A 24,641-nucleotide genomic window follows, 5' to 3' on the forward strand; every position below is an offset into this window, starting at 1 on the left:
AAATCACCACCCTTTTATTTAAACAGTGATTGAGCTGCCGTAGAGTTCACGTCAAATGGTGTACCAACTGGTGCAAAATCACCTGGCAAAATTAAAGCACCTGGAACCTGTGGCGCATTTGGCAATCGTAGTTCCCGGCCAGAAACGATCATACCATCTGATGAAACTCCTCGTAATTCACCTGGCCAAATGATCAACCCTGAAGGCATCATTGCCCCAACCTTTGCGACTACAACCTTAATACCTTGTTGCATGTTCGGTGACCCTGAAACAATTTGAACACGTTCATCATTATCAACAACGGTTGTTGTTACTTGCAGGTGATCAGAATCCGGGTGTGGCTCTGCTTTTTCAACATAACCAACAACAAATTTAGGTTCATCATCTATAACCAATTCTTGAGTAAATCCTGCTTTTTTAATCAATGTATTTAGTTTTTCAACTTGTTCACTAGAAAGAAAGACCTGCCCAGAAACATTTGATAAGTCTAATGACTGGCTAATATTAATAAAATTATAGCCAATCAATTCGTCATTATCACCGATAAACTGAACAACATCGCCTGCATGATTAACATTAAAGTTAGTTGATTGATTAGTTAATACAATTAGGTTGTCACCCATGCCTGATGGATTATAGCTGGCAATTAGCATACTGTCAGTACTCCTTTTAATTAATTTAATTTTTTAAAATGATTAGTCGCCATAAATAATGTCATTAACGGTTGTTGCGTCTAGTTTTTGCGCCAGTGTTTCCACCAATGCTTGCGCAGACTCAAAATCTGCCACCGACCAAACCGTTTGATGTGTATGGATATAGCGAGATGCCACACCTAACGCAACAGACGGAATACCTTGATTCTGTGACTGTGCGCCATGTGCATCAGTACCACCCTTGGCAACAAAATATTGTAATGAGATTCCAGCATCATGTGCGGTGTCTAAAACAAATTCCTTCAATCGTAGTGGCATAACCACACCAGGATCAAAGACGCGTAACAATGCACCGTGATCCATTTGACCCTGTCCCTCAGAAGATAGGGTATCATCTGCTGCTGATGAATCTAATGCAAAGAAGATATCAGGTTTTAACTGGTTGACGGCTGGTCCAACACCTCTTAGTCCAACTTCTTCCTGCGTATTAGCTCCCATAATCAGAGTATTTGGTAATTTTTTGTTTTTTAAATTCTCTAGTGCATTTAAAATTGTCACTAAACCGAAACGATTGTCCCAGCTTTTTGATACAACACGCTTACCATTTGCTAACATTTTTGTTGTGACATCGGGAACAATGAAATCACCTGGATGAATACCATATTCTGCCACTTCATCTGCTGAAGTGAAACCACCATCAAACAAGATATCTTGAATTTGTGGTGTACCATTAACATTTCCCTGACGTAAAAGATGTGGTGAAACTGAAGAAGAAACGACTGGATAAGCGTTATCACGAGTGAAAAGTGTAAAACGCTCAGCAGAGACTGTATATGGATTCCAACCACCAACTGGTGCGACAACTAACATCCCACGTTGGGTAATTTGTGTGACAATAAAGCCAACTTCATCCATATGTGCACCAAACATAATTCGTGGTGCATTAGCATCTTCGTTATGTCGGATACCATAAAGACCACCCAAACCATTTTGAACGACCTCATCAACCAATGGTGAAAGATCCTCTCTAAATGCCTGTCTAACGAGATGTTCCTGACCAGACGTCCCCTGTAGTTCCGTATACTTTACAACACGATTCCAAATTCGTTCTTCCAATATTCTCACGCTTTCTTTAGGAAATTTATTTATGCCTTGTTTTGACTTAAAATTGCTCGAATTTGAGCTTCCAACATTCCGATACCAACCGTATTTGCGCCACCTTCTGGGAGGATAATATCAGCGTAACGCTTTGTGGGTTCCACAAACTGGTGATACATCGGCTTCACAGTCTCCATATATTGGTTGACTACTGAATCGACTGTTCGTCCACGCTCAACAATGTCGCGTTGCATCCGACGAATAAAACGCAAATCATCATCAGTATCAACGTATACCTTAATATCTAGCAAATCACGTAATCTTGGCTCTGTAAATAATAACACCCCTTCTAAAATAATTACATCTGCTGGAGCTACTGTAATTGTCTTATCTGATCGTGTGTGATTTGTATAGTCATAAGTTGGCTGTTCGATAGATTCACGATTTAATAGCTGCTTTAATTGGGAAATCAATAATTCATTATCTAGTGAATCCGGATGATCATAGTTGGTCATTCGCCGTTCAGCCATACTTTTTTCACTTTGATCACGGTAATACGCATCTTGCGGAACCATAACGACCGACTCACCTTTAAGGCGTTTAATAATGTCCTGGCTGACGGTTGTTTTTCCAGATCCAGATCCTCCCGTGACACCGATAACCATTGGGCGTGATATAGACATGTTAAACCTCTTTCTTTGTAGTTAAAATAATCTTTATTGTAGTGGTAGAGTGACTGTGATTGTTGTACCAACGCCCACTTGACTGGTTAATTCAATTTTTCCTTGTGCTTGCTCAACTAAATCATTCACGATTGCTAGTCCTAAGCCAGTACCTGGAATTGATTTTGTACGGGACTTATCAACACGATAAAAACGTTCAAAAATTCGGTTTTGTTCATCACTTGGAATTCCTAGTCCAGTGTCCTTGACTGCAAATACTAATTCATTTGCTGTGACCATCGCTGAGACCTTAACCGAACCATCTTGCCGATTATATTTCATTGCATTACCAATTAAATTCGTCAAAATTTGTTCAAAATTACTCTTATTTTGGTTCACAACAAGTGTATCGTTAACTTCATTTTTAAGTGTTAAATTCAAATTGTCTTTAATTTCTGCTTTCGCATTAAAAATCTTCTCAACCATTTCAGACATATTAAACTGTTGCAGCGTGTTTACTCGCTCCGGTACTTTCGCCAATGTCAAAATATCATCAGTCAAGTCTAGCAAGCGTTTTGTCTCAGATTGAATAATTTCTAAAAATTGTTGTCTATCTGTTGGATCTTCTTGCGCCCCGTTTAATAATGTTTCTGTAAATCCTGAAATTGATGTCAAAGGTGTCCGTAATTCATGCGAAGCATTGGCAACAAACGCAGTTTGCATGTCCTTCATTTGAATAACTTCTGTCATATCATAGAGCAGAACTAATAGTTCAAAATGACGCTCACGTGTTTCATAGTAAACAACTGAAACATCAACTGTCTTATCATCAATTTTAACTAGTTCACGAAATTTCTTTTTTTGTTTAAGCGCTTGTTCAAAAAGTTCCATTAAACGATGATATTTAATAACATTATCATAGTGTTGATTGATCAAACTATGTTGCACACCGAGTAATTGACTTGCCTGATCATTTGCTTGAATAATCTTACGTTCAGGAGTAATTTGTAATACACCCAATGGCATATTCTCCATCAAAGTCTCCATCGTACTACTCTGCTCTTGCATGATTTTAATGCGCTTACTATTTAAATGCTGAACGCTATTAATTGCTGCTGCAAGCGGTGCTAAAGAATCATCTGGGTGCATTAGAACATGCGCAGTATGCGTATGGGTTGTTTCCAAATCCTGTAATTTTTCAATAAATAGTGTTAAATGTGCATCTCGTCTTTGTCTTTGAATTTCTAAAGCTAAAGTTGTTGCACCAGCCAAAATCATTGAAAGTAATACCAAAACATGCCATTTCAGAATCACATTTTGATCACCCGTCAGTGAAGTCAACCATAGTATGAGCCAAATAATTGCTGCGTAAATAAACCAGAAAAGGACAAAACGTTTTGCTGATTGGATTAATTCATCAATATTCATCATTCAACCCCTTACTCTTGTTCATCATGTGAGCGGTCAAAACGATAACCAAAGCCACGAACTGTCTTTAAATAAACCGGATGTTTTGGATCCAGCTCAATCTTATCTCGTAGGTGTGATAGGTGCATGTCAACCATGCGAGTATCTGGACCAGAAAATTCATAACCCCAAACACCATCTAAAATGGTTTCACGACTTAGAACGCGTCCTTCACGCTCAGCCATATATGCTAATAATTCGTATTCTTTTGGGGTCAGTTTAACAATTTCACCGTCAAACTGCACAACCATCTTATCAAAATCAATCGTCAACCGGCCATATGACTGGCTATGTTTCACGCTCTGTTCTTTTTCCGTTTGAGTTTTCTGACTAAAACGTCGTAAAACTGCATGTACACGTGCAATAACTTCTCTTGGACTGAATGGTTTCGTCACGTAATCATCTGCACCAATCTCTAGACCAACAACTTTATCAATTTCGTCATCTAAAGCCGTCAACATAATAATTGGAATTTGATTTTTCTCAGCTCGTAATTCACGAGTGACGTCCACACCACTTTCTTCAGGTAACATAATGTCTAATAAGACAATATCAATTTTTTGTTCATGAATAATGTCTAATGCTTGTTTACCATCTACGGCCGAGACTACATCAAAACCAGATTTCTTTAAGTTATACGTTAGTAGAGTTTGTAATGATGGTTCGTCATCAACGACCAAAACTTTTGTCATAACTAAAAACTCCTATTTTTATCTATTAACTACAAGTTTACCACGAAAAATGGGTAAATTGCTGACATACATTAAGGTTAATTATTGCTTTTTAAATAACTGAATGTTCATTAAATTAAAAGTCGTTTTCCCTTACTAACTTTTGTGCATGGTAATTACTTAGAACTTTAATGACTAACATACCAATAATTAATAGCGCACCGAGTAAGAAGATAGTCCACTCACCCATTATGGATACACCGTATCCCAACGCTACCGTAATAATTGGTGAGAATAAATCAGTCGCAAAGAAAGAGATACCAAAAACACGACCCAAGTATTCTGGTGCACTAGCTTGCTGTCGCACAGTATTGATTTTAATAACAAAAGCTGAACGGGCAAAACCATACAAAATGACTAATACAATAAATACCCAAAGATACTTAAAGAATGTTGCTATTAAAAATGCAACACCTAACCAATAGAAATCTCGGTACATAGAACTCATTGTGTTATATTGTGGTAATTTTGCTAATATCACACTAACAAAAACGCCCGCAATTGCTGCTAAAGTTAATGCTGTTGAATAACTTGTAGCCGTACCATGATAATTATGTTGAATAAGATATGGCATTGCTAGAATAAATCCCTCAAAGAAAAAGTTTGTCCATATAGTAAGTAGCATTGATTCAAAGAGTTTAGGTGATTGTTGCACATATTTAAATCCTGCCGTTAAACTTTGTAAGAAAGGCTCAATAATATGTGGCTCTTCCTTTGGTGCTGGTCGATACTTAATTGCCAAATTAAACAGTACTGTTACCAATAGCATAATTCCAAGGATTTGCAGGAAAGTTCTTAGATTGATCCACTCAAAGTGTAATAATAAACCACCTACTAATGGTCCCATTGCTTGTCCTGTTGAAAATGCTGCACTGGCCCATGCGTTAAATCCTGCTAACGACTTTTCTTTGATAACATCAGGTAGGATTGCTCTCGTTGCAGGATACGAATATGAAACATCAACATTTAGAATAAAGGTCAACATGAATAAAATCCATACTTGTGGTTTAGCTGGATCAATAAAGAATGATAGACCTAATGCACCGATTGCGCCTAACAAATCCGCTATTAGCAGGACTTTTTTTCGATTAAATCGGTCTAAAATTGAGCCAACAAAAATATCATTAAGGACATAGACAATGAACCCAAAACCAGTCAATATCCCAAGAATTTCAGCATTACCATAACTTGCTACCAAGAACCAATTCAACCCAAATCGATAAACGCCATCGCCGAAGACTGACGCAAAGTTCGATGCGAGTAATGGAAAACTAAAATTTGTTAATTTAGATTGATGTTCTTCCATACATCATACCCCCTTTTACTATAGAAACTTAATAATTGCTACACCTACCGCCATAATAATGACACCAATAATTTGAATTAGACTGACTGAAGACTTAGCAGATCGCCACCAACCAAATTGCTGAACCAGCATTGACCCAGTGATAGAACCAATTAATCCCATTGTAATTGTTAATCCTGCACCAATTTTTGGAACAGTTAGTACTGTGGCGAGGACAAAAGAACCACCCAGTATACCACCAAACCAATTCCAAAGCTTTGTCGTTTTCAATTCAGATAATTTAGGTAGTCGACGTTCAAGAATTAGCGAAAAAATCGCAATTAATATAAAACCTGTAAAAAATGATATAAATGCAGCTTGTTCAGAATTATGTAAAAGGGTACCCAAATGGCCGTTAATAGCTTGTTGTGTTGCCGAAATGGCCCCTGCAATAATTGCCCAAATTTGCCAGAATAATTTACCTGTCTCTTTTTCCAAATTATTCAACATCAGTTCATCTTTTTTTAACTTGCTAGGTAAGACAACCGAACAGACAACTCCCAATATTAGAACCACCAGACCGACTAGTCGCAACATGGTTAACGGAATAATCGCTGCCTGGAACCAACCAAAAGTGTCTATGATTGTCCCCATTAAAATTTGACCAAGAATTGGTAGAATCACTGTTTGCATCGCGCCAAGCTTTGGAAATAAGACAACATTAGACGTTAAGTAAATGCCCCCTAATAAACCACCCAGCCAGATCCAGATTGGTTGGTTACTAATAAATTCTCTAGTAGGCCATAGATTACCCGACATTCCCCAACTCAGTAATCCTAAAAATACCGTACCCACTAAAAAAGAAATTGATGCTGCTAAAAATGGTGACCTGACAATTCTACTCAAGTCAGAATTAATTGGATTTTGATTAGCTAATAAAAATCCAGCTAAAAGAGCACATCCTAAAGAAATAAAAACCATCTGCCTACTCCTCACACATTAACAAGATTTTTTATGTAAAAAGAGTGGCTTTAACTACGAATTAATAGTTAAACCACTCTATAATTGTTGTCTTATGTTACTTAATCCAAGAAATCACGCAATTGTTTTGAGCGTGATGGGTGACGTAACTTTCGCAACGCTTTTGCTTCAATTTGACGGATTCGTTCACGGGTAACCCCAAATACTTTACCGACTTCTTCTAAAGTACGTGTACGACCATCCTCAAGACCAAAACGTAGTCGCAACACATTTTCTTCACGATCAGTTAGCGTATCAAGTACTGATTCTAGTTGTTCTTTCAACATTTGATAAGCTGCTGAGTCAGCTGGTGAAACAGCTTCATTATCTTCAATGAAATCACCTAGATGAGAATCATCCTCTTCACCAATAGGTGTTTCCAAAGAAACTGGTTCTTGTGCAATCTTCAAAATATCCCGAACCTTCTCAGTTGCAACATCCATTTCAGCACCGATTTCTTCAGGTGTTGGTTCACGTCCCAAATCCTGTAACAAATTACGTTGAATTCGAATTAATTTGTTAATTGTTTCAACCATGTGTACAGGAATTCGAATGGTACGGGCTTGATCAGCAATTGCACGGGTGATTGCTTGACGAATCCACCAAGTGGCATAAGTTGAGAACTTGAATCCCTTACGATAATCAAACTTCTCGACCGCCTTCATCAGTCCCATATTTCCTTCTTGAATTAAATCAAGGAATTGCATACCACGACCAACATAACGCTTGGCAATTGAAACCACTAATCGTAAGTTTGCTTCAGCTAATTCTTGTTTTGCCGTTTCATCACCGGCTTCAATTCTTTCGGCTAGAGAAACTTCTTCATCCCCAGTCAACAAAGAAACTCGACCAATTTCCTTCAGATACATACGAACCGGATCATTAATTTTCATACCAGTTGGTGCATCTGCAGCTTGTTTCAATTCCTTTGCAGACAGCTTTGTCTTTTTATTTTCTAGCGCACGCGCAGTGGGTTCACCATTTTCATCAACAACAGAAATTCCTGCAGATTCAATTTGATCGTATAAATCATCAATTTGATCAGCATTCAAAGACATTGGCTTAACAACTGCCTTTTGCAAATCAGTTTCCTTGATTTGCTTATCTTTCTTGAATTCTTTGATGATACTCTTAACCGCTTTATCAAAATCAGTTTTACTGAATTGAGCAGCACTTTCCTCTGTTTTCTTTGCAGTCATAGTAAACTCCTTAATTATCTAAATTTTTTGTTTGCTTTTGTTTTAAAACTGTCATATATTCGACGCTCAGTTGTGCAATACGTGCATGATCATGCAATTGATTTGCTTCTTTTATATCACGTGATAATTGACGAATTTTTTCCTCTAACGGCGCTTCATCACTAATCACACGAATATACTCTGAGACTTGCTCTCGATCCATAAATAACTCTGAATCAATTTCTTCCAATGATGCTAATATTCTAGTTAATTCGGGTTTTTGCACATAATCCATAAATGCCGCCATGTCTGTTGCTGGTTGTTGCTGATACTCTTCACGATACGCCATCGCAATCATATACAATGTTTCATATGGTACATCCTGAAAAGAGAAATCAGCATGATTAGTAACTTGCAACCAAACATCATTATCACGGAGCATCCATGCTAGCAATATTTGCTCAGCTTTTTCTATACGTGTGACACTCTTTTTAATGATTTGATTATCAGGAAAGGACTGATGGCGAGCTTTTTGTCTATTACCCGATTCAGCGTTAGTAGCCCCCGATGATCGTTGCGCTTGTTTTTGTAATAAAATTGGACGAATTTGATCCTGTAATGCTTCATAGCTTAAATCAAATTCATTAGCAAGCTGACGTAAAAATTGTTCACGTATAACAGGCTCTTTTACTGTTGCAATGACCACCAATGCATCACTAATGTATGAAAACAATTCAGTTTGATTGTGTAAGTTACGATCAATCTGTAAATATCTTAAATTAAAAGTAACCGGGTCTTCAACACTGTGTACTAAAACTTGATTAAATGCCGTTGCATCATTTGAACGCAAATATTCATCAGGATCTTGATTATCTGGAATATGAATAATTTGTGCAGACAAACGTCCTTGCTGTGTAATTAAATCAAGTGCTCGCTTTGTCGCCTTTTGTCCTGCCATATCAGCGTCATAACTAATACTAATCTTATCAGTCATTCTAGATAAACGTTGTATTTGCTCAGACGTCAGTGATGTTCCCATTGAAGCAACACCATTTTGCACACCAGCTTGAAACGCTGCAATGACATCCATGAATCCTTCAAAAAGAATGACATGCTTCTTTTTCTTAATGGTATCTTTTGCTAAATCCAAATTGAATAATTCTGCTGATTTATTAAATAGTAGACTTTCAGGTGAATTAATATATTTTGGCTCATCATCATTTTGAGTTAGCTTTCGACCAGAAAATGCGATTGGGTGTCCAGCACTGTCTCTAATCGTAAATAATACGCGGTTAGCAAATCGATCATGCAGACTGCCATCCGACCATTCGACAAATAATTCTGATTTGCGCAATAACTGATAATCAACCTTTTGTGTTTGGAAGTAATCATATAGAATATTGCCTTCAGGTGCATAACCTAACATGAATGCATCGATTGTTTTCTCATCTAATCCTCGTGAAGTTAGATACGACAGTGCTTCTTCACCTGAAGCAGTATTAACTAACAAGTGATGGTATAGCTTTGTTGCCTCTTGATATAACTCACGCAATGCTTTAATCTCTGGATCAACTTGTACATTCTGATCATTATCAAGATAGGCTTCATCCAAATCGACACCAGCCTGTGGCGCAACTTTTGCAACAGCCTGTGGAAATGATAAATTCTCAATCTCCATTAGAAAACTAAAGACATTTCCACCTCGACCACATGAAAAACAGTGGAAAATTTGTTTCTCTTCATTAACAGAAAATGAAGGTGTTCGCTCTTCGTGAAACGGACATTTTCCAAACAAATTACGCCCCTGTTTCTTTAACTGTACGTATGGTGAAACAACATCAACAATATTAACGCGTTCACGAATCTCTTCAACAAGATTCTGTGGAATTCGTGCCATAATATTTCACCTCCGTTCCAATGAAAATGAACTTTTCCAGCTCCTATAATTATACGCTTGAATATTTAATATGCAAGTATCTTGTCAAGCCCTATGAAAACACATAAATCTTGTTATGACAACATTCTTATTTTAGGTGTTTGGTATTATGTAAACTAAAAAGCAAGAAGAATTGAGAATTTAATTGTGCAAGTCTAAATTTTAAATTGGCTGACTATTCTTTGCTAACTACTTCAACTTTTATACGATCAGGATCCTCAAAATAAAAAGCATAACTTTCAGTTCCTCCTGCATGAGGATATCGTTCAGCGCACAACTCTTTATACTGAAAACTAAGCAGTTGTGAACGTATTTTATCGACCATTTTATTAGTTGGTACGGTGAACGCCAAGTGATTCAGTCCTACTCTGGTGCGATTATATTCAGGCACAGTTTTTTTAGCTTGAACAAAAACAATATAGGTTTCATTAAGGATAAAACTAATACCATTTTTCCATTGTTGGTAAATTTTATAGCCTAAGTTTTGAATAAGTAGCGTTTCCCAAAATAACCGTGTTTTTTCTAAATTACTAACATAAATCTCGATATGATTTATGATTCCTGTTTCTTTCATTAACGTTCCCTCTTCATTTATCTCAATATTTAGCACTAAAATAAGGGATAATTTTTTATTATGTCAAACAAAAAAATTCTATCTAATAACTTCATTTCATCTATAAAAATATAGGTCGTGCCACATGACACGACCTACACTAATTATTCTTTTTTGAATGCTAATACTGCACTAAAACAAATTAACGACTCATTTGCCGGTTGTTTAACCCACAACTGGGAGATATAAGATCACCGCCTTTCAGTAGAAAATATAAAGCATGCTAACTTTAATCAACTACCTCACCCCCCTTCAGTGATCTGCTCTTATTTCGCTTTAAAAATACCGCAATCTTGCATAAAAGTAAAGTGTCAGCAATCAGAAATTACTTTTCTACGACTTTTAAAAATAATGGTTCCGTAGAGAGTTCAATTTGGCCACCTAAAGGAAAAGTAAAAATAGGTTGTGTGTGTCCAAAATCAACATCATAAATAACTGGTATTTTTTTAAGCCTAAGATATTTATCCAATATATATAGTAGTTTTTCTTGCGACATATCACATTCGTTTGGAAATCTACCAATAACTAATCCCTCTAAATCTTGATGGACTTGCAAGAACTGCGCCAATAATCTGTCAAAATCAGTATAGTCACCTTCTTCTGCTTCTTCCAGAAAGGCAATCGGATGTTGTACCTTATGAAAAAACTCCGTTCCCAATTGTAGTGTATATGTCTGAATGTTGCCACCGATTATTGTTCCGTATGCACGTCCATCATTATATATTTTCCACTCGTTTTTCAAAAAATTTCTAGGTATAGTTGGATCATACCAAGGATCACTGGTATAAACGTTGTTAGATAATAATTTGTATTCGTGTGCATTATCTTTGTCACTAACAGCTCGAAGCCACTGCTCCGTTTGATAATCTTGTAATTCATCCATTTTAAATGATGAATATGCTGGTGAGTAATAGGTAACCAGTCCTGTTTTAGTGAAAATAGCTGAATGTAGGCTAGTTATGTCTGAATACCCAAAGAAAAGTTTAGGGTTCTGCGATACAATTCGCCAGTCTATATACGGTAACAATTCGTTTGAGTTAAAGCCACCAATTGTTGTCATTACTGCCTTAACATTTTTATCCTGAAATGCGTGATGAAAATCGGATACTCTTGATTGTATCGATGCTGAAGATAATTGATCATTTTCATCAATATGTTTTCCAAAGGTTACTTTAAATCCTAATTTCTCTAATCGCTTCTTTGCAACTATATTTGCATCCATTCCGCCAATCCTTGCCATGCTAGAGCTTGGTGAAATAACACGAATTTCATCGCCTAATTTCAATTTTGATGGATATATTTTTTTCATAACTCCCCCTTGTTTATAAAAATGAGCAAATCCACATAATTTTGTAAATTATATAAAAATAAACATCTAAATACAATGTAGCATACAAAAAAATTGCATCAACCATTCCTGAATGACACAACCTTCTGTCAACAAATTTACTTACTTAAACCATGAATCGACTTGTGATTGATGATGCTTAATCCAGATATTTGCTGCTTCCTTTGGTGACTTACCGTTAGACATATCTAGCATCACACTTGACATATCATCTTTACTCCAATGGAATTTATCTAGAGCTTTATAAGCATCCGGCTTATCTTTCTTCAAACCTTTACGAGACATTGTATAAATATTTTCTTTACTACCCATTGACTTCTTTGGGTCCTTTAAGTACTTCAAATCATACTTTTGGAACATCCAATGTGGTTGCCAACCAGTAACAATAATTGGTTTCTTTTCTTTGATTGCCTTCCCTAATGCAACCGTCATCGCCCCTGTCGATGATTCTGAAAGTTTCCAACCTTTTTTATCCAGTCCATAGGCTTTAATGGTATTCTTAGCTAGCTTCGTAATTCCAGCACCAGGCTCAATTCCGGTAATCTTCTTACCTGCCTGATCTTGCAAGTCACTAATACTGTTAACATCAGTCATATAAGTAGGCACAGTTAATCCGTTTGTTGCACCCTTTAGATTAGGTCCCATCATATCAAGTTGACTCTTATACTTTTTATACTGTGCTTTGTGGGTCATTGGTAACCAAGCAGATACAGAAACATCGGCTTGGCCATTCGCAATTGATTGCCACATAATTGAGTTATCCAATGACGTCAATTCAACTTTATAACCATGTTGTCTCAATGCTTGTGCAAGTACATTACTTGAAGCTTTCTCTGAATCCCATGGTGTCGTCGCAATCCTAATCGTTTCCTTTTGCGAATTTGCTGTTGTAAATGCTGTGACAGCACCACTTCCAATCATAGCAAGCGCAACGACAAGTGCGGTCCACCCTTTCCAATGATATTTAGAAGGAACTGTTTTTTGATTTGGCATTTGATTGATTTTTTGCGTTAATCGATCAATAACAATTGCCAAAACAACCAACGAAATACCATTAACAAACCCTTTACCAATATCAGCATCTTGAACAGCGGCTAACACGCCACGTCCTAGACCAGGAGCACCAATCATTGATGCAACCACAACCATTGACAATGCAAGCATTAGGGTTTGATTAATTCCTGAAAAAATCGTCTTCTTGGCTAATGGTAATTCAATTTTAAATAATTTTTGTGTCCCTGTTGATCCAAAGGAATCTGAAGCTTCAACCAAATCATTTGGCACCTGACGTATTCCTAAGTTCGCCATACGAACTGTGGGTGGTAGTGCAAAAATAACTGAAGCAAATACACCTGGGACAACACCAATGCCGAAGAATGCCACAGCGGGAATCAAATAAACAAACGCTGGCATGGTCTGCATAAAGTCCAAAATTGGTTGGACAATTTTATTGACCACTTCATTCTTTGCCATCCAAATACCTAATGGCACACCAATAATAACTGAAATCAAACTAGAAATAATAACCAAGGTAAAAGTATTCATCATACTTGTCCATAAACCTTGGTTTTCAACAATAATCAATCCAATAAAAGTAAAAAGTGGAAATCCCCATTTTTTACCGAACATTAAGGCGGCAAATATAGTTACTCCGACAATAAATAACCAGATTGGAATACCTGTTAAGGCACTATTCATCGTGTCCATCACGGCATTCCCACCATTTTGAATTGCCCCAAAGAAACCGCTTAAATGCTTTGTTAACCAATTAACACCGTCATCAACCCAAGGGCCAAATGGTATTTTTGGTAAAACACTTGCTAAAACAAACATATTATACCTTCTCCTCCTGCTTGTTTAGTAAAAATCAAGCTTTTTAAAAAGTGACAACTTAATTATAAACATAAAGTTGTCACTTTAGTCAAATGTACAAATCGCTCAGACAGGATTAATAGCAGTTTTATTATTTTTTAAATAAGAAAAGAAGTTGGACAAAATAATTTGTTCCAACTTCTTTTTCTAAAAATGTATTAATTATCAGCATGAAAGTTTGATAGCATAAACGCGTTCCAAAAGTCTGAAGCCTCAATGTAACGCAATTTACGCCCTTCCTGTCCTGCGCTTTGCTACGGCCAAAAATGACGCAAATCACGTTACACACCGGCTTCAAAACAACTTTTGTCTCGCTCTCTCGTTTTATCAAAATTATTTAACTATTTCACAAAATTCGACAATAACGCCATCTGGCCCCTGAATATTGAAGAATTTAATGCCTTTATTCCAAAATGGTAAGTGTTGTACTTCAGAATTCATGAGTGATAATCCCTCAGCCTTAGCAGCAGTAAATGCAGCATCAGCGTCTGATGTATCCATCGAAATATGATTAATTGCACCTGGTTTACCAACAATTTCATCACCAGTCCAAGTTTCAATGACAAGATTCTCACGTTGCATGAAAATCACATGACCAACTGGAAAATCACCAATTTTTTTAAATCCTAATTTTTCCCAAAAGCGTTCTGATTCTTGTAATGATGAGGATGGAATCCCCACGTGTTGCAATCCTGAATAATAATCCGTAAATGCCATTTTTGTCTCCTCAATACTTTCCTATTTACCAACATCAATTGCTTGATGATGCAGATTACGAAATACATACTGATCAGCAACTCCCGTTATACTCCCCTGGAAAAGGAACGCAAACAATGTTCCAATCCCAAAATTATAAAGTGACGGGAAAGTAATAATAAACGCAATTATCGCAAAAATAGTTGGCGGAATATAAGATGCCCACATTGCTTTAAAAGCTGATCCTTTAAAATATTTAAATCTGAGAATTTGCATCAAATCATCTGCAGGATGCAAAACCAAGTTTACTCTTTGATAGATAGAAATCGCTGTCGCAATAAGCGCAACACCGATAAAATTAATAATCGTGTACAAAATAACCATTGGTAATGTCGTTGCATCTGGCATGATTTGATTAAAGATATTCGAGAACCATTGGATAAAAATAGAGAATGGTAACATGAAAATAAAGTTACCGAAGATCCGCTTCCAATCCAATTTTCTCATTAACAGTGCGTTCAAAAATGATATCAACATACCAAGAACTAGAAACGCCCAAAACAGCGCTAATGAGTTATTTCCTAAAATTGCATTACCTAAATTAGCTTCACCTGCGGTCCAATATGCTGACCCTAGAAACGATGGATGTACATGTGCTGATGTAACCAAAGTCAATACATTTCCTAAAGAATTAAGAATCAAGGAAATTATGAAATACATGATTGAAGCGCTCATTGATAGACTTCGCTGTGCTTGCTTCTCCCCCACACTATCCATTTTTACGCCTCTTCACCACCGACTTTAACAACCGCCTTTGATACAACCCCCAACTTACCATTAACAAAATCATCTACCGTTTTGTAATCTAGTTCATGTGACATCAACGCCTCAACATTTAATTTACCTGATGATAGCAGAGCTAGTGAATCCTCAAAACTATTTGGATTAATAAATGAGCCTTGGATTGTTAATTGCTTTTGGAAGATTTCATAAGTATTCATTTCAAATGTCGCATCAGGACCACCAACACCAAACATAAGTACTTGCGCACCACGCGCAGCTGCTGCAATTGCTTCTTCTTGGGTTTGTGGCATACCAACAGCTTCAATTACAACATCATATTCTTCGGCAGGAATTTGATCGCCATTCTTTGTATTAAATGTATTTTGAACACCAAATTGTGCCTTATTCATTGCCAATTTTTCATCAACAATACCAGCTAAATCTACCTGGTGAATACCGTAGGCTTGAAGAATTTGAACAAATAACTCACCCATGAACCCATCACCAATAACTAGTGCTTTCTGGTATGGTGATAGTTTTAGCAATTTGATCCCGTGTACAGCACATGAAATTGGTTCTACAACAGAAGCTGATTTCAATGAGACGTTATCAGGAATTTGATACACTACAGATGCAGGTGCCGTAAAGTATTCTTCAAACCCACCATCACGTGTAACACCAACTGCTGATAAGTTTTCACATAATTCTGGACGGCCCGTTCGGCAATACTTACACTGACCACAATAAATGTTTGGATCAACGGTGACACGATCGCCAACTTTAACATTTGTCACTGCATCTCCAACTTCCGCAACAACGCCTGAATTCTCATGTCCCAACACAATTGGCGGAACAGCCTCTGCAGAACCTGGTAATCCTGCATACAATGCATGATCAGTCCCGCAGATACCAGCAAATGCCGTATGAATCAATACCTCATTTGGTAAAACTTTTGGCCGATCAATGTCTTTTACAGTCAATTCCTTAATACCAGTTAAAACAAGTGCTTCCATCATAAAATCTCCTTCTATATAAAAACTAACCTTCGCCTATATAGTAAACGCTTACGCAAATATTATCAAGTGGTTTTTGTAAATACATATTAATGATTTTTGGTAAGTAATTTCATTTTATATCCCAATTAATCGCATATAAGTATTTACATAAACGATTACCCGCTTTGATTATATACGCTATTAACAAAAAACGAAATAGTGAATTTTATAACAATAAAAATAAGGTTGTTATTTATAAATTTTTAGTTATAATTCGCTATTTAAATACTATTTTAAAAAAAATCATTATTTTTATTTTACAAACCCCCTTCACCATGTGATATAATTCACATATAAAGAAAATATAGAATTTTTGGAGGGCTTAAAAATGGGTGAACGGTTAAAGGGAAAAGTCGCAATTGTTACTGGTGGTTCTTTGGGGATTGGCTGGGCAATTGCAAATAGATTCGTTCAAGAAGGTGCTAAAGTTGTCATTACAGGTCGCCGGGCACAAATCGGTGAAGAAGCTGCTCAAAAAATTGGTACCCCAGATGTTATTCGTTTCATCCAGCATGATTCCTCTGATGAAGCTGGTTGGGTTGACCTTTTTAATCAAACTGAACAAATATTCGGGCCTGTTTCAACACTAGTAAATAATGCTGGTATTGCCGTTGGTAATAGTATTGAAAATACGACAACTGAAGAGTGGCGTCAGATTATGGCAGTTAATTTAGATGGTGTATTCTTTGGTACTCGTTTAGGGATTCAACGAATGAAAAACAAGCATCTCGGTGCATCAATCATTAATATGTCATCAATTGAAGGCTTTGTTGGTGATTCTAATTTAGGTGCTTATAATGCTTCAAAGGGTGCTGTCCGCATCATGTCTAAATCTGCAGCTGTTGACTGCGCACTAAAAGATTATGATATTCGCATCAATTCAGTTCATCCAGGTTATATCAGAACACCAATGGTTGAAAGTACACCTGGCATGGTTGAAGCAATGTCACAACGTTCTAAAACTCCAATGGGACACTTAGGTGAACCAGATGATATAGCTTACATGTGTGTGTTCCTAGCTTCAGACGAATCAAAATTTGCAACCGGTTCAGAATTTGTGGTTGATGGTGGCTATACGGCACAATAATATATAAAATAGATGTCCATCCGAGACCGTACAACTGGCGTTTACAAGTTGTATGGTCTTTATTTTTTTATAAAAAAGACTAATTGCCGCAAATGCAACAATTAGTCATACAAAATTTATTAATATCAATAACATGCTAATTTTTCAATTCATTACTAAAAATGTATTTTGCTACTTGAATGCCGGCTTGGCGCCCAAAAATAACCGTTTCTGCAATGGAGTTTCCCCCAATGCGATTATTGCCGTGTAATCCACCAGTCACTTCACCAGCCGCATATAAACCATTAATTTTGTTGCCGGTCTCTGTCAGCACTTCCGTTAATTTATTTATTTTAATGCCACCCATCGTATAATGAATCGCCGGCTTGATGTGAATTGCATAATAAGGTGCCAAATTTAGGCCACGATCCATTGCAGTTTTCCGACCAAACTCAGCATCGACACCAGATGATTGACTATCATTCCACCTAGCAATCGTGTCCAATAAATTTTCACCATCTAAATGAGCTTTTTGCGCTAATTTTGATATACTATCGGCTGTCATTACGAGACCAACTGCCTGATAAAAATCAATGGCGGGAAATGCTTGCCGCACACCCTGATCAAAGATGAGAGTTGCACCATTTTCATGTAAATCGTCAATTGCAGTTGTTACTTTATCACGAGTGGTCATTTCATTAACAAATCGTTGCCCCGCTTGATTGACTAAAATAGCGCCCTCTCCTCGAACACCTTCACCAATTAAATAAACATGGTCGGTATCTTGTTGTGTTGTTGGATGGACTTGAATTTTGTTCATGTCAACCACTGCCCCACCAGCTGCAACAGCTAATTCTATGCCATCGCCTGTAGCACCTGGATGATTAGTTGTTCTTAATGACAATACCTCAGGTGCGTAATTTTTTAACATTGTTTTATTTTGTGCAAAACCGCCTGATGCAATCAAAACAGCCTTCGTCTTAATCGTTTTTTCACCAATTTTATTATTATAAATTTTGAGACCAGCTACCATGTCTCCATTTTTTACAATCTGCATTGCCTTTGTTTGTGGAAATAATGGAATATGTTTATCAAGTAATTGCTTTTGTAATCCTTTGACTAAATAACTACCTACTGCCGATTTATTATTTGGACGATGGGCACGTTTTTGTGACATACCACCGGTAGACGTTAGGTCTGTTAGGGCAATATCATGTTTTTCAAGCCAATTAATAGCTGATTCAGAATGTGTAACGAAATATTTCAATAACTCTTTATTGTTTGTCTTCCCACCACCTTGCCAAATATCTTCATAAAAAGATGCTTGATCATCAATCACTTGATGAGATAACTGGGTCATTGTCTCTGTAGCATTCATACCTGTAGAAGCACGAGTTGAATTACCTCCTAGTGAAGCTAACTTTTCAATAATAGCTACTTTAAGTCCTAATTCTTGAGCCTGTATAGCTGCTGTCATACCTGCAGCACCAGAGCCAATCACAATTAAATCATAGTTTTCTTTTAAATCATTGATACTCGATACAGGAAAAACAAATTTTGCCATCTTTTACACCTCTTTGAGATTTAATGATATGTTTCACAAATAATACCACATTTATCTTTCGCTATTAACCCACTAATTTGGGTTAACCGTTTTAAAAACAACAAAAAAAATACGCTAAATTTGTTCAATTTTGCGTATTCCTTTTGTTATTTTACCAAGATGTTAATTCACTCAGATTATTTAACAACCAAAACATCACTACTTGAATGGCTAATGACATAGCCACTATGTGATCCTTGTAACATTTTTTCGACAGCATTAGCACCGGTACTACCGATGACAATTAAATCAATATCATGTTCTTCCGGCAAATCTTTAGACAATACGGTTTTAATATTTCCAATTACAGTATGCCCAAATACTTTGACACCTTCTGCCTCTGCTTTAGCGACATATGGCTGAACTTTTTTCTGAACTTTTTTTGCCAAATCTTGGTAAAAGTCTTCACTAACACCAAATGATGAGGCCATGCCACGATCACGATTTACTACCCATGCGATATGCAATTCAGCCGATAAAATTTTCGCTAAAGATAGCCCGGTTGCAAAAGCCCGATCTGCTTGATCAGAACCATCTAAACCAACCAAAATATTCTTATAGGTCATCAAATTTCTCCTTATCTTTTAAAACTTTGCATCAGCGTGACGCCGACCATAGCTAAAGTATAGAATCATACCAAAGGCCAACCAAACTAAGAAACGTAACCAAGTCTCCCAATTCAAACCAGCAATCAAAACGATACAGAAGACGATGGCAATAATTGGTGTAACTGGAACCCAAGGTGCCTTAAATCCACGATGTAAATCAGGTTGCGTACGACGCATAATCATAACACCAGCAGATACTAGAATGAATGCTGTTAATGTTCCAATATTAACCAATTCTGACAAGATATTTAAATTAATAAATCCACCAGCTAAGGCAGTGATAATACCAAAGAACCAAGTTCCTTTGAAAGGTGTCTGGTGTTTCTCATCAACGTGTCCAAAGAATTCTGGGAAAAGACCATCTCGTGACATTGAATAGCTGATACGTGATTGACCATAGAGTTGCACTAAGATAACAGTTGTCATTCCTAGAATAGCACCTAAACTAACAATAATCGACAACCATGTTTGACCCGTCTTTGCTAAGACTGCTAGAATTGGGGCATTTAGGTATTTTTCAAATACTGTATACTTTACAACTCCAGTCATGATCAAAGTCATGATAATGTAGAGAACGGTAGAGATTACAAGAGAATATAGAATTCCTCTGGGAAGCGTTTTACTTGGATTGATAGTTTCTTCAGCACTTGATGAAACTGAATCAAATCCAATAAATGAGAAGAAAACAATTGATGCTGCTGGAATGATTCCAGTCGCAACACCGTTAGTATGTGAATACAAACCAAATGGACTAAATGGATGCCAGTTTCCAGGCTTAATAAACCAAACCGTGCAGACAATGAATAAAATAATTACAGCCAACTTGATGATAACCATCGTATCATTAACTCGCTTTGTTTGTGTAATCCCGACTGAGATAATCCAAGTGATAATCAAAACGATCACAAACGCTGGTAAGTTAAAATACGTACTGACACCTGGCGTTGTACCTGCTGCAGCTGTTAGCGCAGTTGGTATATGAATTCCCATGTTGTCTAATAAATTAACAAAATAACCTGACCAACCAACTGAAACTGTTGCTGCTCCTAAGGCGTATTCAAGAATTAAATCCCACCCCATGATAAAGGCAATAATTTCTCCAAATGCAATATATGAGTAAGTGTAGGCAGAACCAGCCACAGGAGCCATTGAAGCAAATTCAGCGTAACATAGACCAGCAAAACCACAACAGATTGCAGCGATTAAAAATGATACTGATAATGCAGGACCAGCAGTCAAAGCTCCCTTACCAGTTAAAACAAAAATTCCTGTACCAATAATCGCTCCAATTCCTAAGAAGGTTAAATCCCAAGTACGTAAAGTTCGTTTTAACGGTGAAGCATTTTCCGTCAGCGTATTAATATCTTTCTTTCGAAATAATGATGACATAATCTTTTCCCTTTCTCATTTGATTTTAATGATTCTATCACTGGAAAAATAATTTGTAAATAAAAAACACTGGTAATCATGTTTCAAAAAGAGTTTATTAGATTCAAATAATACTATTTTGTTGTTTTATATTGAAAACGCTTACTGATTTTTAAAGAAGAAATACAATTTAAATTAATTTTAATTGTATTGTTTATGAATTTATTTTTAATCTATAAATAAAATTTATTTATTAAAAATAATTATTGGAAATGATTCAAATTAAAACTGAAAATTTTTAAGCAAAATACAAAAATATAATCATCTGACAATCGAATCATCAATAATTAAAATGAGTTTTTGATTAGAACGATATATTAAAATTTAATAATGTGTGTTAGGTAACCTCACGAATTCAATACACTATTCTCTAAAATTTACTATAATGATGAGGTTATGGAAATTTTCTTACCTACTTTAAAAAAGTAGTAAACCGGCTTTTAACTTACGTAAATCATAGACCTAAAAAGAGTACCAATCTACTAATTTGTTTGGTAGATTGGTACTCTTTAATTTATCTTTTAGTGTTAATTAACTTATTTTTTATCTAAGGCATTCTTAATTGCATTTAACGTGACATCCGCAGTTTGATCAAAATTTACATCTGCTTCAGCTAAAACAGTTGCATCACCAATACCAACACTAATTTCTCCTGCACCATTAATACTCTTGATACCAGCAGCCGAGTCCTCTAAACCTATTACTTGTTCAGGTTTTAGATTTAATACCTCTGCTGCTGCCGAGAAAATAGCTGGATCGGGTTTACCTGCAGAAACTGACGCCGGATCCACAACAGCTTTAAAATAATCATCCAGTCCAAGACGTTCAATGATAAATGGTGCATTCTTTGAGGCCGAAGCAACACTTAATCGATAATCTTCTGCTTTAAGTTCATCTAGGAAGTTCTGCATCCCAGGTAAAATATCTGCGGGTGTTAATTTTGATATTAACTCACGGTAATTCGTATTCTTTTTTTCAGCTAATGCCTCACGTGCAGTCTGATCATATTCATTTTCATGACCACCAGCGGCTATGATTAACGCTAAACTACCCATACGATCAATGCCTTTGAGTCCTTCTTCTAACTCTTTTGTCCAGGCAGTTCCCACTTCATCTGCAATCTTACGCCACGCAATCGTGTGAAAACGTGCTGTATCAGCTAAAACACCGTCCATGTCAAAAGCAAATCCCTTAATTACATCAAAATCACTCATTTATGTTTAATCCTCCGTAATATGTTGCTCTTCATTTGCACGCAAATTAATTTCCTTATGGTAGACAGTTACACTAATATCTTGATTGGCTTTTATTCTTACTTCATTAGGATAAATATCTAATGAAATTAAAATACCACGGAATTTTTGTTTGAATGATAACTTTGTCCAGTCATCAGGTAAACTTGGATTAACAACAAAATGTCCATCTCGCAATGCCACACCACCAAATTCATTTTGGATGACAGCCAAAGTTTCACCCATCACACCAATATGAATTCCTTCAGCAGTGGTACCACCTTGAATATCGTAATAATCAGACCCGATAGCTGTTTTTAGAAAATCTAATGCCTCTGCTTTATTTCCTAATGAAATATCAATTCCAGAAAAGACTGGTCGTGATGTTGTTGACCCATGAACTGTTCTCGCCAAGTAATACTCTGTATTTTTTTTCAACCAATCAACTGGTAAGTTGTAGCCAAGTTGATTGACTATTTTTAGCACATGATTAGATCCTAAATTATAAAGCGTCATCAGGGTATCTGTTTGCTTTGCAACTTGATAGTCATCAGGTGATAACCCTTCTGCCTTCATCAAACGATCTATACGGTGAATATCACCATATTTCTGACTATATGCTTTAAAGTCAACTTCTTTCAAATCAAAATATCCAGCATACTGAGCAATAATACCATTATCAATTTCTAGTGATAAGTGTGTTGAAACGTCTTGAGCTTTCTCTAGTAATTTTGTATTGATTGCAGGTAAATGCTCATTTGCTCCCAGTGCTTGCAACCAATTTAATGCCCAAGTTAACATGATGTTTGTATAGGCATTATCGGTGATACCACCAGTGGTTGCATCGGGATAAGCTTCGTGGAATTCGTCGGGACCCATCACTCCCGATAAATGATAGCGACCATCATCACCCATCATCACTTTATTTAACCAAAATCTTGAAGTTTCAACGACAACGTCAAGACCACCTTCAAGAAGAATACTTTCATCTCCCGTTATCTGTACATAAATCCACAAGTTATAGACGACAGCTAATGACACATGACGTTGCAATCTAGAATTATCTGGATCCCACTCATTATTCACCGTATTTAAATGAATAATTTGTGCCTGTTCATCACCCGTCATACCAGATTGCCAAGGGTACATCGCACCACTTTCACCTTCAGTTTGCGCATTGAGTTTCGCACCATCTAGACGCTTAATCCGATATCTTAAAATGTCCTTTGCAGTTTCCGGATCATTTGCTGCTAAGTAAGGAACCACAAAAATTTCATCCCAGAAAATATGGCCACGGTAACCTTCACCAGTTAAACCGCGTGAACCAACAGACGCATCTAAGTACTGGTTAGCATTGTGTTGTGCCGATTGTCGCAAATGAAAAACGTTCATACGAATCATTCGTTGTAAATCAGGGTCATTACTTTCCAGGGCAATATCTGCTTCATCCCAAACTTCTTGCCAATATTTAAATGAATCAGCTGCAATTTCTTCAAAAGTAACGTTTTTTAATTGTTCATCCACAATCTTTTCTGGATTTTTTTCTTCATAACTTGTTGCAATGCCGACAATTCGTTCAATATTTATCTTTTTATCTGGTGATAAAGTAAACTCACCTGTGGCAATTACTTGGTCATCCCCAGTTGTTACCGAAAAATCTGTTACATCACTAGTTGTTTTTGCACCAACGACAAGCTTGATGTTTGATTGCTTCGTCTCAGCAATTAATTTATTAGCTGTCAAAGAAGTCACGTCAAACTCTTTAGATTCAAAGTCACGATATCGCTTGACATTTTTATTTTCCACACGACCGTCAATAATGGCCTGCACAGTAATATCTGCTGTAAAATCTCCACTAAGTTCAATCGCAAAACCAATTTGATGCATCTTAAAAGGATTAACAGCTTTTTTTGTTTTTAAAGTAATCTTTCCCTTCGCAGTTGGTATCGTAAAGCTTTCTGATAAAATACCTGTATCAAAATGTAACGTTGATTGTCGTTCAGTCAGGGCAAATTCTACCACTTCACCATCTACATAAAGCTTAATTAATTGTGGATTAGGTAAATTTACCATATCTTCATTAATCACATCGCGACCAGCAACAGGTGTTGAAGTTTGATTAAAAACACCCGCAACATAAAGGCCCGGATAATGATCATCGCTGTAAGATGTCATGATTGGTGCTCCACGCCAGCCTAGATAACCATTTCCTAAGGTAAGTAATGATTCTTCACCATACGCACGAACTCCTGTTGATACCTTATCGTAGGCTAATTGCCAATTACTTGAATTCATCAAAAGCTCCTT

21 protein-coding genes are annotated in these 24,641 nt (G+C 36.6%); 1 reads left to right on the forward strand and 20 read right to left on the reverse strand.

Annotation, left to right across the window (positions count from 1 at the left end):
* Positions 1 to 14: 14 nt before the first annotated feature.
* The 15 genes from ytpR to QRX23_RS05190 all read right to left on the reverse strand — a co-directional run bounded on the left by ytpR (position 15) and on the right by QRX23_RS05190 (position 16,355).
* Positions 15 to 653 carry a YtpR family tRNA-binding protein gene (ytpR, locus tag QRX23_RS05120; protein ID WP_330154907.1) on the reverse strand — a complete coding sequence of 213 codons (639 nt, stop codon included), beginning with the start codon at positions 651 to 653 and terminating at the stop codon, positions 15 to 17.
* A 42-nt stretch (positions 654 to 695) separates the two neighbouring features.
* On the reverse strand, positions 696 to 1,769 hold the full coding sequence (pepA, locus tag QRX23_RS05125; protein WP_330154908.1) for a glutamyl aminopeptidase: 1,074 nt from the start codon (positions 1,767 to 1,769) through the stop codon (positions 696 to 698).
* Positions 1,770 to 1,798: 29 nt separating this feature from the next.
* Entirely contained in the window at positions 1,799 to 2,434 is a 636-nt protein-coding gene (udk, locus tag QRX23_RS05130; RefSeq protein ID WP_330154909.1) for a uridine kinase, read from the reverse strand.
* Positions 2,435 to 2,467: 33 nt separating this feature from the next.
* Positions 2,468 to 3,844, reverse strand: coding sequence for a sensor histidine kinase (locus QRX23_RS05135; protein WP_330154910.1), 1,377 nt, complete (start codon positions 3,842 to 3,844; stop codon positions 2,468 to 2,470).
* 8 nt (positions 3,845 to 3,852) lie between these two features.
* On the reverse strand, positions 3,853 to 4,572 hold the full coding sequence (locus tag QRX23_RS05140) for a response regulator transcription factor (protein WP_150190967.1): 720 nt from the start codon (positions 4,570 to 4,572) through the stop codon (positions 3,853 to 3,855).
* 115 nt (positions 4,573 to 4,687) lie between these two features.
* Positions 4,688 to 5,917, reverse strand: coding sequence for an MFS transporter (locus QRX23_RS05145; protein WP_330154911.1), 1,230 nt, complete (start codon positions 5,915 to 5,917; stop codon positions 4,688 to 4,690).
* Positions 5,918 to 5,935: 18 nt separating this feature from the next.
* On the reverse strand, positions 5,936 to 6,877 hold the full coding sequence (locus QRX23_RS05150; protein WP_330154912.1) for a DMT family transporter: 942 nt from the start codon (positions 6,875 to 6,877) through the stop codon (positions 5,936 to 5,938).
* A gap of 101 nt (positions 6,878 to 6,978) precedes the next feature.
* Complete coding sequence (rpoD, locus tag QRX23_RS05155) at positions 6,979 to 8,115, reverse strand: RNA polymerase sigma factor RpoD (RefSeq protein WP_002827077.1); 1,137 nt, start codon at positions 8,113 to 8,115, stop codon at positions 6,979 to 6,981.
* Positions 8,116 to 8,125: 10 nt separating this feature from the next.
* Positions 8,126 to 9,991, reverse strand: coding sequence for a DNA primase (dnaG, locus tag QRX23_RS05160; protein WP_330154914.1), 1,866 nt, complete (start codon positions 9,989 to 9,991; stop codon positions 8,126 to 8,128).
* 214 nt (positions 9,992 to 10,205) lie between these two features.
* Positions 10,206 to 10,604, reverse strand: coding sequence for a VOC family protein (locus QRX23_RS05165; protein ID WP_330154915.1), 399 nt, complete (start codon positions 10,602 to 10,604; stop codon positions 10,206 to 10,208).
* A 364-nt stretch (positions 10,605 to 10,968) separates the two neighbouring features.
* Complete coding sequence (locus QRX23_RS05170) at positions 10,969 to 11,952, reverse strand: S66 family peptidase (RefSeq protein ID WP_330154916.1); 984 nt, start codon at positions 11,950 to 11,952, stop codon at positions 10,969 to 10,971.
* Positions 11,953 to 12,093: 141 nt separating this feature from the next.
* The gene (locus QRX23_RS05175) at positions 12,094 to 13,824 is read right to left on the reverse strand and encodes an ABC transporter permease/substrate binding protein (RefSeq protein WP_330154917.1); all 1,731 of its coding nucleotides are present in this window, start codon (positions 13,822 to 13,824) and stop codon (positions 12,094 to 12,096) included.
* A gap of 372 nt (positions 13,825 to 14,196) precedes the next feature.
* Positions 14,197 to 14,580, reverse strand: coding sequence for a VOC family protein (locus QRX23_RS05180; RefSeq protein ID WP_330154918.1), 384 nt, complete (start codon positions 14,578 to 14,580; stop codon positions 14,197 to 14,199).
* Positions 14,581 to 14,601: 21 nt separating this feature from the next.
* Entirely contained in the window at positions 14,602 to 15,336 is a 735-nt protein-coding gene (locus QRX23_RS05185) for a fructose permease (protein ID WP_330154919.1), read from the reverse strand.
* A gap of 2 nt (positions 15,337 to 15,338) precedes the next feature.
* On the reverse strand, positions 15,339 to 16,355 hold the full coding sequence (locus QRX23_RS05190) for a zinc-dependent alcohol dehydrogenase family protein (protein WP_330156124.1): 1,017 nt from the start codon (positions 16,353 to 16,355) through the stop codon (positions 15,339 to 15,341).
* Between the two features lie 370 nt (positions 16,356 to 16,725).
* Here QRX23_RS05190 and QRX23_RS05195 point away from each other — a divergent pair, with 370 nt between their 5' ends.
* Positions 16,726 to 17,484 (forward strand): SDR family oxidoreductase, encoded by a 759-nt coding sequence (locus QRX23_RS05195; protein WP_330154920.1) that lies wholly within the window; start codon positions 16,726 to 16,728, stop codon positions 17,482 to 17,484.
* Between the two features lie 136 nt (positions 17,485 to 17,620).
* Here the strand turns inward: QRX23_RS05195 and QRX23_RS05200 are convergent, their stop codons facing one another.
* The 5 genes from QRX23_RS05200 to QRX23_RS05220 all read right to left on the reverse strand — a co-directional run bounded on the left by QRX23_RS05200 (position 17,621) and on the right by QRX23_RS05220 (position 24,629).
* Positions 17,621 to 19,027 (reverse strand): flavocytochrome c, encoded by a 1,407-nt coding sequence (locus QRX23_RS05200; RefSeq protein ID WP_330154921.1) that lies wholly within the window; start codon positions 19,025 to 19,027, stop codon positions 17,621 to 17,623.
* Positions 19,028 to 19,203: 176 nt separating this feature from the next.
* Positions 19,204 to 19,632 (reverse strand): universal stress protein, encoded by a 429-nt coding sequence (locus QRX23_RS05205; RefSeq protein ID WP_002827061.1) that lies wholly within the window; start codon positions 19,630 to 19,632, stop codon positions 19,204 to 19,206.
* A gap of 18 nt (positions 19,633 to 19,650) precedes the next feature.
* Entirely contained in the window at positions 19,651 to 21,063 is a 1,413-nt protein-coding gene (locus QRX23_RS05210) for an amino acid permease (protein ID WP_330154922.1), read from the reverse strand.
* A 575-nt stretch (positions 21,064 to 21,638) separates the two neighbouring features.
* Positions 21,639 to 22,316, reverse strand: a complete 678-nt coding sequence (gene pgmB / locus QRX23_RS05215) for a beta-phosphoglucomutase (protein ID WP_330154923.1) — start codon at positions 22,314 to 22,316, stop codon at positions 21,639 to 21,641.
* Between the two features lie 6 nt (positions 22,317 to 22,322).
* The gene (locus tag QRX23_RS05220) at positions 22,323 to 24,629 is read right to left on the reverse strand and encodes a glycoside hydrolase family 65 protein (protein WP_330154924.1); all 2,307 of its coding nucleotides are present in this window, start codon (positions 24,627 to 24,629) and stop codon (positions 22,323 to 22,325) included.
* Positions 24,630 to 24,641: the final 12 nt, after the last annotated feature.

It is taken from the genome of Weissella paramesenteroides (assembly GCF_036327715.1).
Taxonomy (GTDB): domain Bacteria; phylum Bacillota; class Bacilli; order Lactobacillales; family Lactobacillaceae; genus Weissella; species Weissella paramesenteroides.

Bases quoted from the DNA above. Each gene is read 5' to 3' on its own strand.
- QRX23_RS05175 (WP_330154917.1), bottom strand. From the start codon at position 13,824: ATGTTTGTTTTAGCAAGTGTTTTACCAAAAATACCATTTGGCCCTTGG.
- QRX23_RS05185 (WP_330154919.1), bottom strand. From the start codon at position 15,336: ATGGATAGTGTGGGGGAGAAGCAAGCACAGCGAAGTCTATCAATGAGC.
- QRX23_RS05190 (WP_330156124.1), bottom strand. From the start codon at position 16,355: ATGGAAGCACTTGTTTTAACTGGTATTAAGGAATTGACTGTAAAAGAC.
- rpoD (WP_002827077.1), bottom strand. From the start codon at position 8,115: ATGACTGCAAAGAAAACAGAGGAAAGTGCTGCTCAATTCAGTAAAACT.
- QRX23_RS05210 (WP_330154922.1), bottom strand. From the start codon at position 21,063: ATGTCATCATTATTTCGAAAGAAAGATATTAATACGCTGACGGAAAAT.
- QRX23_RS05205 (WP_002827061.1), bottom strand. From the start codon at position 19,632: ATGACCTATAAGAATATTTTGGTTGGTTTAGATGGTTCTGATCAAGCA.
- udk (WP_330154909.1), bottom strand. From the start codon at position 2,434: ATGTCTATATCACGCCCAATGGTTATCGGTGTCACGGGAGGATCTGGA.
- QRX23_RS05195 (WP_330154920.1), top strand. From the start codon at position 16,726: ATGGGTGAACGGTTAAAGGGAAAAGTCGCAATTGTTACTGGTGGTTCT.
- QRX23_RS05170 (WP_330154916.1), bottom strand. From the start codon at position 11,952: ATGAAAAAAATATATCCATCAAAATTGAAATTAGGCGATGAAATTCGT.
- QRX23_RS05200 (WP_330154921.1), bottom strand. From the start codon at position 19,027: ATGGCAAAATTTGTTTTTCCTGTATCGAGTATCAATGATTTAAAAGAA.
- QRX23_RS05140 (WP_150190967.1), bottom strand. From the start codon at position 4,572: ATGACAAAAGTTTTGGTCGTTGATGACGAACCATCATTACAAACTCTA.
- QRX23_RS05150 (WP_330154912.1), bottom strand. From the start codon at position 6,877: ATGGTTTTTATTTCTTTAGGATGTGCTCTTTTAGCTGGATTTTTATTA.
- ytpR (WP_330154907.1), bottom strand. From the start codon at position 653: ATGCTAATTGCCAGCTATAATCCATCAGGCATGGGTGACAACCTAATT.
- QRX23_RS05180 (WP_330154918.1), bottom strand. From the start codon at position 14,580: ATGGCATTTACGGATTATTATTCAGGATTGCAACACGTGGGGATTCCA.
- QRX23_RS05165 (WP_330154915.1), bottom strand. From the start codon at position 10,604: ATGAAAGAAACAGGAATCATAAATCATATCGAGATTTATGTTAGTAAT.
- QRX23_RS05145 (WP_330154911.1), bottom strand. From the start codon at position 5,917: ATGGAAGAACATCAATCTAAATTAACAAATTTTAGTTTTCCATTACTC.
- QRX23_RS05220 (WP_330154924.1), bottom strand. From the start codon at position 24,629: ATGAATTCAAGTAATTGGCAATTAGCCTACGATAAGGTATCAACAGGA.
- QRX23_RS05135 (WP_330154910.1), bottom strand. From the start codon at position 3,844: ATGATGAATATTGATGAATTAATCCAATCAGCAAAACGTTTTGTCCTT.
- dnaG (WP_330154914.1), bottom strand. From the start codon at position 9,991: ATGGCACGAATTCCACAGAATCTTGTTGAAGAGATTCGTGAACGCGTT.
- pgmB (WP_330154923.1), bottom strand. From the start codon at position 22,316: ATGAGTGATTTTGATGTAATTAAGGGATTTGCTTTTGACATGGACGGT.